The following is a 13,330-nucleotide window of genomic DNA, read 5'->3' as shown; positions in this document are numbered from 1 at the left end:
GATGCGTTCGAGATCCGCAATGCCTGGATCGGCGGGACGGCGCTGCATCCCCTGCCGGCGCCGGCGCGCCATGCCGCCGCCATGCCGGCGACGGAGACGATCCGCCGCGATCTCGACGAACTCGACCGGGCGGACAGCGCCACGATCATGGCCGCGTTGCTGGATCAGGAACAGGAAGCGGCGGCGGCGGTGAAGCGAGCGATCCCAGCGCTCGCCCGCCTGGCGGAGGACGTGGCGGTGCGGCTCGAAGCCGGCGGGCGGCTGTTCTATGCCGGCGCCGGAACCTCAGGCCGCCTCGCGGTGCTCGATGCGGTGGAATGCGGGCCAACCTTCTCGCTGCCGGACGGGGTGATCATTCCCCTGATCGCCGGCGGTGCAGCGGCGGTGACCGGCGCGGTCGAGGGCGCCGAAGACGATGCCGCCGTCGCCGCCGCCCTGCTCGATGACCACAAGGCGGGCCCGGCGGATGTTCTCGTCGGCATCGCCGCCTCCGGGCGGACGCCGTTCACCCTCGGCGCGCTACGCGCCGCCGCCGCGCGCGGCCTGCTGACCGGGGCGATCGTCAATGCCGATGGTCCGCTCGCCACTTCGGCCGACATCGCGGTGGTGATCGCGACGGGTGCCGAAGTGCTCGCCGGCTCGACCCGGCTTTCGGCCGGCACCAGCCAGAAGCTGGCCCTCAACGCGCTCTCCACCACGGTGATGATGCGCCTCGGCAAGACATTCGGCCCCTATATGGTCGATCTCCGCGCCACCAACGCGAAGCTGCGCGCCCGCGCCATCCGCATTGTCCGCGCGATTGCCGGCGCGCCCGAGGCCGATGCGAAAGATGCCCTTGAAACAAGCGGTTACGAAGTAAAGACCGCCATCGTCATGCTCATGTTGCGAATCGGCACGACCGAGGCGCGCGCGCGCCTCGCGGAGGCGGGCGGACGATTGCGCACCGCGCTGGACGGGGCATAGTCCCTCCCGCATTGGCCCGCTCACGGCCGAGGATGGAGGAAATCATGAGCCAGACGGCAGACCAGGGCTTCGAAAGCGTCTTCACGCTCGAAGCCACCCAGTTGAAATACGGCATCGGCGCGGCTGACGAACTCGGCTGGGAGGCGAAGCGCCTTGGCCTCCGCCATGTCATCCTCGTCGCCGACCCGATGCTGCACCAGTTCGGCCTGATCGAGCGAATCGAGGGGATCCTCGCCGCCTCCGGCATCACCTTCGACCGGTTCGAGGACATCCATGTCGAGCCGACGATCGACAGTTTCGCCCGCGCCGCCGCCTTCGCGGAGGCGCATCCCTGCGACGGGTTCATCGCCCTCGGCGGCGGCTCGACGATCGACACCGCGAAAGTCGCCAACCTGATCAGCACCCATGGCGGGGCGGTGATCGACTATGTCAACCCGCCGATCGGCGGCGGCAGGAAGCCGCCCGGACCGCTGCGGCCGCTGATCGCGCTGCCCACTACTTCCGGCTCCGGGTCGGAGGCGACCACCGTCGCCGTGCTCGACATCCCCGAACTCAAGGTCAAGAGCGGGATCTCGCACCGCTACATGCGGCCGACCCTCGCGATGGTCGACCCTGCCCTCGCGCGGACGACACCAGCCGGCGTCACCGCCTCGGCCGGGCTCGACGTGATTTGCCACGCGGTCGAGAGCTATATCTCGAAACCGTTCAACCAGCGGCCGAAGCCGGCCTCGCCGGACGATCGCCCGCCCTATCAGGGCTCCAATCCGGTGGCCGATATCTGGTCGCTCCAGGCGATCGAGTTCGGCGGGAAATATCTCGCCCGCGCCGTGGCCGATGGCGAGGATTACGAGGCGCGCGGGACGATGATGCTCGGCGCCACCATGGCCGGCATCGGCTTCGGCACCGCCGGCGTGCACATTCCCCATGCCTGCGCCTATCCGATCGCGGGGCTCAAGCACGTCTATCACGCGCCAGGCTATTCGCGGAACCACGCCTTCGTGCCGCACGGCTTCTCGGTGATCGTCACCTCGCCGGCGGCGTTCCGCTACACCTATGATGCGGCGCCCGAGAAGCACATCCGCGCCGCCAGCCTGCTGCGCGGCCACGCTATCGAAAACCCCGGCCCGGACTCGCTGCCTGCGGCACTGATCGACCTGATGAAGGCGGTGGGCGCGCCCTCGGGCATCGCCGAACTCGGCTACACCGAGGCGGATATTCCCGCGATCATCGACGGCGCGCTGAAGCAGCAGCGCCTGCTCGCCGGATCGCCCAAGCCGGTGGATGCCGGCATTCTGGAGACGATACTCCGCCAGTCGATGCGCAACTGGTAAAACACCACTAACGCAAGGGTAAGGAAAATGTCAGATATCAGGCTCTACATGTTCAGCTGCGGCACGCTGAAGACCGTGACCGCCTCGATCAAGATGAACCAGGGCAACGATCCCTACGAAATCCCGGTGCCGTGGTTTCTCATCACCCATCCGAAGGGCAATATCGTGATCGATGGCGGCAACGCCGCCGAGGTCGCCGAGGACATGCGGGCGCATTGGGGCGCGGTCTGCGATGTCTATCTGCCGGTGATGACGCGCGAGGAGGCGTGCCTGCCGCAGCTGCAGAAGCTCGGCATCGATCCGGCGAGCGTGCGCTACGTGCTGCAATCGCATCTGCATCTCGACCATACCGGGGCGATCGGCCGCTTCCCGAACGCGACCCATCTCGTGCAGCGGGCGGAATATGAATATGCCTATACGCCGGACTGGTTCGCCGCCGGCGGCTACATCCGCAAGGATTTCGACAAGCCCGGCCTGAAATGGCAGTTCCTCAACGGCACCGCCGATGATTTCTACGATCTCTACGGCGATGGCGTGATCCGCACCGTCTTCACCCCCGGCCATGCGCCCGGGCATCAGTCGTTCCTCGTCACGCTGCCAAAGACCGGACCGATGCTGCTGACGGTGGATGCGGCCTATACGACCGATCACTGGGATGAAAAGGCGCTGCCGGGCTTCCTCGCCAGCACGGTCGATACGGTGCGCTCGGTGCAGAAACTGCGCACGCTCGCGGAGAAGACCGGTGCGACGGTGGTCACCGGTCACGATCCGATCGCCTGGCCGAGCTTCAAGCACGCGCCTGGCTATTACGACTGAACCTGGCCCATTGCTGAAATGACAAACCCGCCCGGAGATGATCCGGGCGGGTTTTCTTTTGGTTATTGACGGCGCGCGATCAGAACTGCACGCCGCGGGTCAGCGCGCCGTCGACCACCAGGTTGGTGCCGGTGACGAAGCTCGCCGCGGGGCTGGCGAGGAACACCACGCCGCGCGCCACCTCGTCCGGCCGGCCCATGCGGCCGGTCGGGTTGAGGGCGAGAGCCTCCTTGAATAGCGCCGGATTGCCATGCTCGATCTTTTCCCACACGCCGCCGGGGAAATAGGTATTGCCCGGCGAGAGCGCGTTGACGCGGATGCCCTTGCCCGCGAGTTGGAACGACAGCCCCTTGGCGTAATGGATCAGCGCCGCCTTGAACACGCCATAGGGGCCGGCGGCGAAATCCACCTCGCGGCCCGACACCGAGGAAATCACCACGATCGATGCCGCGCCGGATTTTTCGAGGAACGGCATCGCCGCGTTCACCGCGGTGACCGTGCCCATCATGTCGGTCTCGAATTCCGCCCGCCAGGAGGCCTCGTCCTGCCCGATCGACAGCGCCGAGACATTGGCGACGACGATGTCGATCCCGCCGAACTCCACACCGACATCGGCGATCCAGGTCGCCAGCGCAGCATGATCCGAAACGTCCACCGCGCGGCCGGTGGCGCGCACGCCCGCGCGGCGCAGCTCCGCCACCGCGCTTTCGACCTCCTGCGCGTTGCGCGCGCAGATCGCGACATCGGCGCCTTCCTGCGCCAGCAGCTCGGCCACGGAACGGCCGATCCCCTTGGTGCCGCCGGTAATGACGGCGCGTTTGCCCTTCAGTCCGAGATCCATGTCAGCCTGTCTCCCCGTCAATATATTTCTTCAGAATGCCGGCGCCGACCGTATAGTTCGGGTCGACGAAATTGCCGAGACGCACCCGGCCGCACTGGCTCAGCATCATGTAGGCGTCCCACCGCCCGAATCCATATTCCGCCTCGAGCCAGAGGATGAGGTCGCGATAGGCGATGCGCGTCGCATCCTCCAGCGGCCGCGCGGAGCCGATCGCCATGATGAAATCCTCGCGCTCCAGCCGCGGCCATTCGAGCGCCCAGTTCTTGATCAGGTCGACGCGGATGGTGGTTTCCGAGGCATATTCCACCGCCGTGCCGCACACCTCGCCATCGCCCTGGCAGGCATGGGCATCGCCGATGAACAGCCGCGCGCCCGGCGAGCGGACCGGCAGGTAGGTGATGCTGCCCGGCCCCATGTCCGGCAGGTCCATGTTGCCGCCATGCGATCCCGGCGTCAGCGAGTTGATGCTGTCGATTTCCGGCGAGGTGGAGAGCGTGCCGATATGCGGCGCATAGGGCAGCACGACGCGCGCGCTCCAGCGCACCTCCTTCTCGTTGACCGGCACCTTGCGGGTGATTTCGGGCAGCGGCGGATTCAGCGTCGCGGTGAGCGCGGTGCCGGTGAGCGCACCGAATTGCGGAATCATGCAGCAGGTGCCGTGCGGATCCTCGCCGCGCGGGCGCATCCGCTCGATATGCACGGCGATCGCGTCGCCGGGTTCCGCGCCCTCGATCATGATCGGCCCGTTCTGCGGATTGACGAAGGGCATGCGCAGGCGGCGGCTCGGCTTGTCCCGCTCGGTGCGGATCGCGCCCTCGAAGGCATCGCGCGTCTCGACCACGATGCGATCGCCCGGTTCGACTGTCAGCACGGGTTCGGAATAGGGGCCGATCGTGTAGTGATACTGGCCCTGCATTTCCTCTGTCAGCTTGTGGACACGCGGCTTGCGGGCCCAGCCGACGCCCCGCCGCGCCACGATTGAATTCGAAATCCAGTGATTGGCCCTGGTCACTTCCACCTCCATCACCAACGGAACGTGTTCACCCGCATATATGCCGGATTGCGCAAGCGATGATGCAGTGTTTGCCGCGCGGGCGCAATTGCGTTCTCCGCCTCGTGCGCCCACATCCCGCGCGTGCATTCGTACCATGACGAAACAGTTCACCGAAGGAGAAAACAATGGATCTGTCGCTCGCGGGAAAGCGCGTCCTCGTCACTGGCGGCTCGAAGGGCATCGGCTTCGCCTGCGCCGCTGCATTCATAGCCGAGGGCGCGGAGGTCGCCATCTGCTCGCGGCAGCAGGCCAATCTCGAAGCCGCCAAAGCCACGCTGCGCCTGCGCGCCGCGCTTTCTGCCGACCTGACTGACGCCGCGTCAGCGGACGCGATGATTAAGGCGACGGAAGCCGAACTCGGCCCGATCGACATTCTCGTCAACAGCGCCGGCGCGGCACGGCGCACCCCGCCCGACGAACTGACGCCGGCACATTGGCGGGCTGCGATGGACGCCAAATATTTCAGCTATATCAACGTGATCGATCCGCTGGTGAAGCGCATGGCCGCGCGCGGCGGCGGGGTGATCGTCAACGTGATTGGCAATGGCGGCAAGATTGCCTCGCCCGTGCATCTGGCCGGCGGGGCGGCGAACGCGGCGCTGATGCTGGCGACCGCCGGGCTCGCGACCGCCTATGCGAGACAGGGTGTGCGCGTGGTCGGCCTCAATCCGGGACTGACAGAGACCGGGCGCGTCGCCGAGGGCCTCGCCTCGGATGCGCGGCTCGCCGGCATCAGCATCGACGAGACGCGCGCCCGCGGTATTGCCCGGATTCCCCTCGGCCGGATGGCAACGCCGGAGGAAATCGCCAATACGGTGCTGTTTCTCGCCTCGCCCCGCGCCAGCTATGTGACGGGCGTCAACATCACGATGGACGGCGCCACCACCGCCTGTGTCGTATGACAACGAAAGGTCAGATGGAATGACAGATCAGTCCGGGCCGCGTTATCGCCGCGCCCTGATCGTCGGCGCCGGCAGCGGGCTGAGCGCCGCCCTCGCCCGCCGCTTCGCCGCACAGGGGATGAGCGTCGCGCTCGCCGCGCGCAATCCCGACAAGCTCGCGCCGCTCTGTGCCGATATCGGGGCGAAATCCTTCGCCTGCGATGCCGCCGACGCGGCGGCGGTCGCAGGGCTATTCGAGCAGGTGGAAGCCGGCGGCGGCGCGCCGGATGTGGTGGTCTACAACGCCTCCGGCCGGGTGCGCGGCCCGGTCGCCTCACTCGATCCCGAGGCGGTTGCGCGCGCCCTCGCGGTTTCGGCCTTCGGGGGAGTTTCTCGTCGGCCAGCAGGCGGTGCGGCGAATGCTGGAGGCTGGACACGGCGCCATCCTGTTCACCGGCGCCTCGGCCAGCGTGAAGGGCTATGCGGAATCGGCCGCCTTCGCGATGGGCAAGTTCGCCCTGCGCGGGCTTGCCCAGAGCATGGCGCGGGAACTCGCCCCCAAGGGCATCCACGTCGCGCATTTCGTCATCGATGGCGGCATCCGTTCCGCCGCCCGCCCGGTGCCGCCGGATGCGCCAGACAGCCTGCTCGACCCGGAGGCCATCGCCGAGACCTATCTCCATGTCCTGCACCAGCCACGCAGCGCCTGGACCTGGGAGGTTGAACTCAGGCCATGGGTCGAGCGGTTCTGACCGGCCGCATCGTCCGGCGATTGCGCGCGCCGGTGGTTTGAAGCATGTTTCGCGCACAAAGAATCCAAAGAATGGGAGCCGTCCATGCTGGGCCTGATGCAGCACCACGACCTGATGATCTCGGACTTTCTGGTCCACGCCGCCCGGCATCATCCGCGGGCGGAAATCGTCTCCCGCCTCGCCGGCGGCATTCATCGCCAGACCTGGGTGGATACGGCGCGGCGGGCCCGCCAGCTCGCCCGCGCACTTGGCCGGCTCGGTGTACGGTCGGGGGATCGCGTCGCCACTCTCGCCTGGAACAACCACCGCCATGTCGAGCTCTATTTCGCGATTTCCGGCTCGGGCGCCGTGGTCAACACCGTCAATCCGCGCCTGGCACCCGACGACATCGCCTATATCCTCGAACACGCCGAGGATGGCGTGCTGTTCGCCGAGGCCGATTTCGCATCCCTGGTGGAGCAGGTCGCCGGCAAGCTGCCGCCGGGCCTGCTCCGCCAGGTGGTGTTTCTCTGCGACGCGGCGGACCTGCCCGGCATCGCCCTGCCCGCCGGCGTTGCGATCACCGATTACGAAAGCCTGATCGACGCCGAGACCGACGAATACGACTGGCCCCGGTTCGACGAGCGGACCGCCAGCGGCCTCTGCTACACCTCGGGCACGACGGGACGGCCGAAGGGCGTGCTCTACACCCATCGCTCCACCGTGCTGAAGGCGATGGCGGTGAACGCGGCGGATGCGATCGGCCTCAAGGCGGCCGACCGGCTGATGCCGGTGGTGCCGATGTTCCATGTCAACGCCTGGTCCCTGCCCTACGCCGCCGCCGCCGCCGGCACCTCGCTGGTCATGCCGGGGCGGTTCCTCGACGGGCAGAGCCTTTACGAACTCATCGAGGCCGAACACGTCACCTGCGCCTCTGGCGTGCCGACGGTCTGGCTCGGCGTGCTCGCCCATATCCGCAAGACCGGGGGGCGGTTCAGCACACTCGAGCGTATGATCGTTGGCGGATCGGCCTGTCCGGAAGCGCTGTTCGACGCGTATGACGAACTCGGCGTCACCATCGTCCACGCCTGGGGCATGACCGAGAGCAGCCCGATCGCCACGGTGGCGACCCCGGTGCCCGGCGTCGATGCCGCGACCGCGCGGCGGCAGCGGCTGAGCCAGGGGCGGGTGCTGTTCGGGATCGACCTGCGGGCGCGGCGCGGCGCCGAGGAAGTGCCGTGGGACGGCGAGACCGCCGGCGACATCGAGCTGCGCGGCCACTGGGTGACCACCGGCTATTACCGGATGCCGAAAGGCACGACCGAGGACGGCTGGTTTCCCACCGGCGATGTCGGGATGATCGATCCCGACGGGTTCGTGATCCTCACCGATCGGAGCAAGGACCTGATCAAGTCGGGCGGCGAGTGGATCAGCTCGATCGACATCGAGAACATCGCGGTCAGCCATCCGGCGGTGGCCGAGGCGGCGGCGATCGCGGCGAAACACCCGAAATGGGATGAGCGGCCGGTGGTGATCGTCGCGTTGAAGCCAGGCGCGAGCGCCACCCGCGAGGAACTGCTCTCGGTCTATGAGGGCAAGGTCGCGCGCTGGGCAGTGCCGGACGACGTGATCTTCGTCGACGAGTTGCCGCACGGCGCAACGGGCAAGCTGCTCAAGACCGAATTACGCGCGCGATTCGCCAACCATCTGATCGAGAAGCCGGACGGCGCCGCTACCTGAGCGGCGCCGTCCGGCTTCAGCCGCGCAGCCGGCGGAGCCCCCGCACGGCGACGATCAGGGCGGCGAGATCGGGCATCAGCGCCACATCATGCGCGAGCGCGATGGCGCTCTCGGCCGGGCGACCCAACGCGAAACGCAGCGCCGCCGGATCGCCGCCGCCGTCGAGCGCCGCTTCCACCAGGGCGCCCTGGATTTCGTTCAGCTCGTCCGCCAGCGCGGCGACGGCCCGCGTCGTCCAGCCGCCCGCGGTCGGAACGGCGCCAAGGGCCGCGCGCAACGGGTTCAGCGCGAACACCTCGCCGGCATCCGTCCAGACCGCGCGGACCATTTCGATCGCCCGGTCGTGCCGGGCCGCGAGCCGCACCACGATCGGCGCCACCATCAGCTCCGGCAGGGCCACAGTGAAGGTCGCGAGCGGCAGCGGAACGCCATGCGCGGTCAGGGCTTGCACGTCCTCGGACTCCTCAAGCCGGGCACAGGCCGAGGCGGCCAGATCCGCGAGGCCGAAGCGCAGAGCCTCGACCTCGTCGCCGATCGGCCCCAGAGGCGGGCCGGCCAGCAGGGTGCGCGCGGCGGCTTCCTGCAGGCGGCGCAGAGCGAAAAGCATCCCGAGGCGCTGCGCCGCCGGCACCGCCATGCCCAGCGCCTCGATCTCACGGTAGCGGGACGGCAGGTCGAACGCGGCGGAGGCGATCAGCGCCGCGCAGGCTATCGCCGGCGGTTCCTGCCCGGATTCGAGCGCGATCCGCCCGAAAGCCGCGGCCCCCATCCGGTTGATCAGTTCGTTGGTCACCGCCGTGCCGATCAGCGCACGCCGCAACCGGTGGCCGTCGATTTCCGCCCGGAACCGCTCGCGCAGCGTGTGCGGAAAGTAATCGGCCAGCAGGTGCCCGAGCGCCGGTTCGTCGACCAGCGGTGAAGCATCGATCATCGCGCCGACATGCAGCTTGGCGTGTGCCATCAGGGTGCAGAGCTCGGGCCGGGTCAGGGCTTGGCCAGAAGCCGCGCGCGCGGCCATCGCCGCCGCGTCCGGCAGGCCGGCCACTGCGCGGTCGAGCACGCCGGCTGCTTCCAGCTGGCTCATCAGCGCGTTCTGCGCCGGGAGATCGGCAGCACCGCCGAGCGCATCGAGCGAGATCGCCTGCGACTGCTGGTGATTATCGCGCAGCACGAGCGCCGCCACCTCGTCCGTCATCGAGCCTAGCAGGTCGACGCGCTGGTGCGCCGTGAGCTTGCCGGCCTCCATCACGCTCGCCAGCAGGATCTTGATGTTCACCTCGTGGTCGGAGGTCGAAACACCAGCGGAATTGTCGAGGGCATCGGTATTGATCCGCACGCCGGCCTGCGCTGCCTCGATCCGTCCCGCCTGGGTGACGCCGAGATTGGCGCCCTCGCCAACGACCCGGGCGCGGATGTGTCGGCCATCGACGCGAATGGCATCGTTCGCGCGGTCGCCGGCATCGGCCTGGCTTTCCGTTCCCGCCTTCACATAGGTGCCGATCCCGCCGAAATAGAGCAGATCGACCCGCATGGTCAGGATGGCGCGCAGAACAAGCTCGGGCTCATGCGCGCCGGCCTCGAGGCCGAGCATAGAGGCCGCCGCGGCACTCAGCGTCACCGTTTTCGCGTTGCGCGGGAACACGCCGCCGCCCTCGCTGATCAGCGCGGGGTCGTAATCCGCCCATGACGAGCGCTTCAGCCCGAACAGCCGTCGGCGTTCCTCGTAGCTCTTCGCCGGATCAGGATCGGGATCGAGGAAGATATGGCGATGATCGAATGCGGCCAGCAGCTTCGTGTGACGGCTGACCAGCAGGCCGTTGCCGAAGACGTCGCCCGACATGTCACCGACGCCGGCACAGGTGAAGTCCTCGCGCTGGATGTCGTGACCCAATTCGTCGAAATGCCGCGCGATGTTCACCCAGGCGCCGCGCGCGGTAATGCCCATCGCCTTGTGGTCGTAGCCGACCGAGCCGCCGGAGGCGAAGGCGTCGCCCAGCCAGAAGCCGCGCGAGACGGCGATCTCGTTGGCGATGTCGCTGAAGGTCGCGGTGCCCTTGTCGGCGGCGACGACGAGATAGGGGTCGTCGCCATCGCGCCGGACGATGCGCGGCGGGGCGACCACCGTGCCGCCCGCCAGATTGTCCGTCACATCGAGCATCGCATTGATGAGCAGCCGGTAGCAGGCGATGCCCTCGGCCATGAACGCCTCGCGATCGGCATTCGCATCGCCGGTCGGCGTCGGCGGGCGCTTGAGCACGAACCCGCCCTTCGCCCCGACCGGCACGATGACGACGTTCTTGACCATTTGTGCCTTCATCAGGCTCAGAATTTCCGTGCGGAAATCATCCCGCCGGTCCGACCAGCGGATGCCGCCGCGCGCGATCATGCCGCCGCGCAGATGGCAGCCCTCCATCCGAGCGCCATGCACGAAGATCTCGAACATCGGCCGCGGTAGCGGCATGTCGCCGGCGCGCGCGCTGTCGATCTTGAGGGCGATCACCGGCGTTGCGGCATCGTGGAAATTCGTGCGCAGCACCGCATCCAGCAGCCGGCGGTAGCGGCGGAGGATGCGATCTTCCTCGGGGCTGGCAACGGCATCGAGCAGGTCGCGCCAGCGCGCATCCAGCGCCGCCTCGGCCTCCGGATCACGATTCCGGTCAGGATCGAAGCGGATGTGGAACAGTTCGACCAGCAGCCGGGTCGCCGCCGGGTTGGCGGCAAGCGCTGCCTCCACCGCGTTCTGGCTGAACGGCGCGCGCACCTGGCGGCACCATTTGAACATGGCGCGCATCAGCCATACTTCGCGCCAGTCGAGCCCGGCGCGCAGGATCAGGCGGTTAAATCCATCGACCTCGGCCCGGTGGTCCGATTCGGCCTCGATTGCCTCCAGCACCGCGCTGGCCCGTCCGGTCAGGTCGAAGGCCTCGCGATCCGCGGTCTCCAGCGTGAGGCGCTGAAGCATGACCACACCGCCGCGGGCCGCGAGCCGGTAAGGCACCTCCTCGATCACCCGCAGGCCAAGGCTTTCGATCAGCGGCACGATGTCCGAGAGCGGCACGGCCTCGCCGGCGCGGAACAGCTTGAGCACCACGCGGTCGTCCGCCATGCCGAACGGCCGCACAAGGGCGAGGCGGAACCGGCCGGCGGCGCGCGCCGCGGCGGCAGCCTCGATGTCGCGCACGGCGATATGGGCCGGGGTGGATGCCGCATATTCCGGCGGGAAAGCATCGCCCCATTCGGCAAGGGTCGCCGCCGCCGTCACGTCGCCCTGTTCGCCGGTCAGCGCGTCGGCCAGTCTTTCTCGGAAACTGCGCGCGGCCTCTTTCATTGCGGCCTCGAGCGCCGCGACATCCAGTGCCCGGGCCCGCTTGGGGTCAGCGGCGATGATGAAATTCACCCGTGCCAGCGGCCCGTCACCCATCGCGGTCGCGTAACCGACCAGTTCGCCGCCGGCGGCACGGTTGATCATGCCGGAGAGCGCGTGGCGCAGCGCGGTGTCGAACCGATCGCGCGGGACGAACACGATGGCGGAGATGTGCCGCCCGAACGGATCCCGACGCAGGAACAGCGCCAGTTCCGGCCGCACCTGCAGCCCCATCACCCGCATCGCCGCGGCGATGATTTCATCGGGCAGGCCCTGGAAAAGGTCGTCCCGCGGCCAGGTATCGAGAATGTGCCGCAGCGCGCGGCCGTCATGCCCCGAGGGATCGACGCCGGAGTCCTGCATGATCCGCTCAACCTTTTCGCGCAGCATGGGGATGCTGCGAGGGTTGCGGTTGTAGGAGTCCGGGGCGAACAGGCCGGCGAACAGGGTGAGGCCAACCGGGTGGCCGCTCGCATCGCAGGTCTTCACCACGACGACGTCATAAAGTTGGGCGCGCTGCACGCGGCTGCTGATATCGGCCTTGGCCACCGCCACGCGGTCGAACCGCGCGAGCGCCTCCTCGGCCACCGCGCGCCAGGCAGCGGCATCGCGCAGGATGTCGAACAGGGCGACGTCATCCGCGCGCAGCACGCCGAGTCCCGCGCCATCCGGCACGAGCGCGTAATCGCGCCCGAGTCCGATCTCCTGCAGCCCAAGCAGGATGAAATTGTCATTGGCGATCCAGCCGAGCAGGTCGCGCTCCGGCCCCTCGGCAAGAGCGGCGAAACGCTCGTGCAGGCGCTGGTGCATTGCCTCCGCATCGGCGACGGCGGCGGTGGCATCCTGCATCGCGCGGCGAATGTCCTGGGCGATCGCATCGAGCCGGGTCGGATCGGTTTCGGGGCCGAAGGCGATCTGGATCATCGACTCTGGCCGGCCCGCGCCGATCCCGCGCAGCGCGCCGTCCGCGTCGCGCTCGACCGTGAGCACCGGATGGACCAGGGCATGAACAGGCTGTTCCAGGCTTTGCAGCACCGCAAGAGCGGATTCCACAAGAAATGGGCGGTCGTCGTTGATCAGTTCCAGCACGGCATTGGCGTTGCCCCAGCCTGCGCCGCCGCCGCGCGGATTGAACACGCGCAGCAGGCTTTCACCCGGCCGCCGCTCCTGCGCGAAGGACCAGAGCGAGAGTGCCGCCGCCGCGACGTCCTCCGCGGGCCGGGCGGCGAGATCGGCTGTGGCGATGCCCGCTGCGTAATGATCGAGAAAACCGCAGGCCGCGTCCGCGAGGGGACCTTGCAGGCTGCGCCGAATTGCGCCGGCGATCCCATCGAGCAGCGCATCGCGGCCTGGTCCGTGGCGCACGGTCACCGATCCGTGGCCCCGCCCCGTCGCGTCGTTCGCCGGGCTCATGACCGAACTCCCGATAATCCCGCTCCATAGCCAGAAGCGGACGCCGCCTTCACCGGCATCGATCTGGCGCCCGGCGCCGCAACGATCATCCCAAACCTGGCCGCGGACTCGAGCATGACGTGTTCCCCTTCGTCTGCCGTGTCGTTGAACTGTCGAACCGGTCCGACGCCTTGTCAATTCACGTCTGACCGGCGGC

At 68.2% G+C, this 13,330-nt stretch carries 9 protein-coding genes and 1 pseudogene; 7 read left to right on the top strand and 3 right to left on the bottom strand.

The features are described 5' to 3' along the window. The 3 genes from APM_RS08565 to attM all read left to right on the top strand — a co-directional run. Nucleotides 1-963: N-acetylmuramic acid 6-phosphate etherase (locus tag APM_RS08565; protein ID WP_007422969.1), on the top strand; the 963-nt coding region annotated here is incomplete at its 5' end. Nucleotides 964-1,007: 44 nt separating this feature from the next. Further along, on the top strand, nucleotides 1,008-2,294 hold the full coding sequence (locus APM_RS08560) for a hydroxyacid-oxoacid transhydrogenase (protein ID WP_241763126.1): 1,287 nt from the start codon (nucleotides 1,008-1,010) through the stop codon (nucleotides 2,292-2,294). 27 nt (nucleotides 2,295-2,321) lie between these two features. Then, nucleotides 2,322-3,110: an N-acyl homoserine lactonase AttM gene (attM, locus tag APM_RS08555; RefSeq protein ID WP_007422967.1), complete on the top strand. Its 789-nt coding sequence runs from the start codon at nucleotides 2,322-2,324 to the stop codon at nucleotides 3,108-3,110. A gap of 79 nt (nucleotides 3,111-3,189) precedes the next feature. Here attM and APM_RS08550 read toward each other — a convergent pair whose 3' ends face one another. Together APM_RS08550 and APM_RS08545 are read right to left on the bottom strand one after the other, a co-directional pair. After that, nucleotides 3,190-3,951, bottom strand: a complete 762-nt coding sequence (locus tag APM_RS08550; protein WP_039888140.1) for an SDR family NAD(P)-dependent oxidoreductase — start codon at nucleotides 3,949-3,951, stop codon at nucleotides 3,190-3,192. Nucleotide 3,952: 1 nt separating this feature from the next. Further along, on the bottom strand, nucleotides 3,953-4,963 hold the full coding sequence (locus tag APM_RS08545) for an acetamidase/formamidase family protein (RefSeq protein ID WP_241763125.1): 1,011 nt from the start codon (nucleotides 4,961-4,963) through the stop codon (nucleotides 3,953-3,955). Nucleotides 4,964-5,130: 167 nt separating this feature from the next. On the opposite strand from APM_RS08545, the gene APM_RS08540 reads away from it, so the two are divergent. The 4 genes and pseudogenes from APM_RS08540 to APM_RS08530 all read left to right on the top strand — a co-directional run bounded on the left by APM_RS08540 (nucleotide 5,131) and on the right by APM_RS08530 (nucleotide 8,357). After that, nucleotides 5,131-5,907 carry an SDR family oxidoreductase gene (locus APM_RS08540; protein ID WP_007422964.1) on the top strand — a complete coding sequence of 259 codons (777 nt, stop codon included), beginning with the start codon at nucleotides 5,131-5,133 and terminating at the stop codon, nucleotides 5,905-5,907. Between the two features lie 19 nt (nucleotides 5,908-5,926). Continuing rightward, a pseudogene (locus APM_RS22930) lies at nucleotides 5,927-6,214 on the top strand (SDR family NAD(P)-dependent oxidoreductase); the annotation flags it as partial. 91 nt (nucleotides 6,215-6,305) lie between these two features. Then, nucleotides 6,306-6,638 (top strand): SDR family NAD(P)-dependent oxidoreductase, encoded by a 333-nt coding sequence (locus APM_RS22925; RefSeq protein WP_007422963.1) that lies wholly within the window; start codon nucleotides 6,306-6,308, stop codon nucleotides 6,636-6,638. An 84-nt stretch (nucleotides 6,639-6,722) separates the two neighbouring features. Next, entirely contained in the window at nucleotides 6,723-8,357 is a 1,635-nt protein-coding gene (locus APM_RS08530; RefSeq protein ID WP_007422962.1) for a long-chain-fatty-acid--CoA ligase, read from the top strand. A 16-nt stretch (nucleotides 8,358-8,373) separates the two neighbouring features. Here the strand turns inward: APM_RS08530 and APM_RS08525 are convergent, their stop codons facing one another. Further along, nucleotides 8,374-13,134 (bottom strand): NAD-glutamate dehydrogenase domain-containing protein, encoded by a 4,761-nt coding sequence (locus APM_RS08525; protein WP_039888136.1) that lies wholly within the window; start codon nucleotides 13,132-13,134, stop codon nucleotides 8,374-8,376. Nucleotides 13,135-13,330: the final 196 nt, after the last annotated feature.

The sequence above is a fragment of the Acidiphilium sp. PM genome, from assembly GCF_000219295.1.
GTDB classification, from domain to species: Bacteria; Pseudomonadota; Alphaproteobacteria; order Acetobacterales; family Acetobacteraceae; genus Acidiphilium; species Acidiphilium multivorum.
The sequence above is the reverse complement of the archived record's forward strand: the minus strand, read 5'-3'. Positions and strand labels throughout refer to the sequence as shown.

What these genes read in the sequence shown, in the direction of transcription:
- APM_RS08560 (WP_241763126.1), top strand. Translation starts at nt 1,008, where the DNA reads ATGAGCCAGACGGCAGACCAGGGCTTCGAAAGCGTCTTCACGCTCGAA.
- attM (WP_007422967.1), top strand. Translation starts at nt 2,322, where the DNA reads ATGTCAGATATCAGGCTCTACATGTTCAGCTGCGGCACGCTGAAGACC.
- APM_RS08550 (WP_039888140.1), bottom strand. Translation starts at nt 3,951, where the DNA reads ATGGATCTCGGACTGAAGGGCAAACGCGCCGTCATTACCGGCGGCACC.
- APM_RS08540 (WP_007422964.1), top strand. Translation starts at nt 5,131, where the DNA reads ATGGATCTGTCGCTCGCGGGAAAGCGCGTCCTCGTCACTGGCGGCTCG.
- APM_RS22925 (WP_007422963.1), top strand. Translation starts at nt 6,306, where the DNA reads ATGCTGGAGGCTGGACACGGCGCCATCCTGTTCACCGGCGCCTCGGCC.
- APM_RS08530 (WP_007422962.1), top strand. Translation starts at nt 6,723, where the DNA reads ATGCTGGGCCTGATGCAGCACCACGACCTGATGATCTCGGACTTTCTG.
- APM_RS08525 (WP_039888136.1), bottom strand. Translation starts at nt 13,134, where the DNA reads ATGAGCCCGGCGAACGACGCGACGGGGCGGGGCCACGGATCGGTGACC.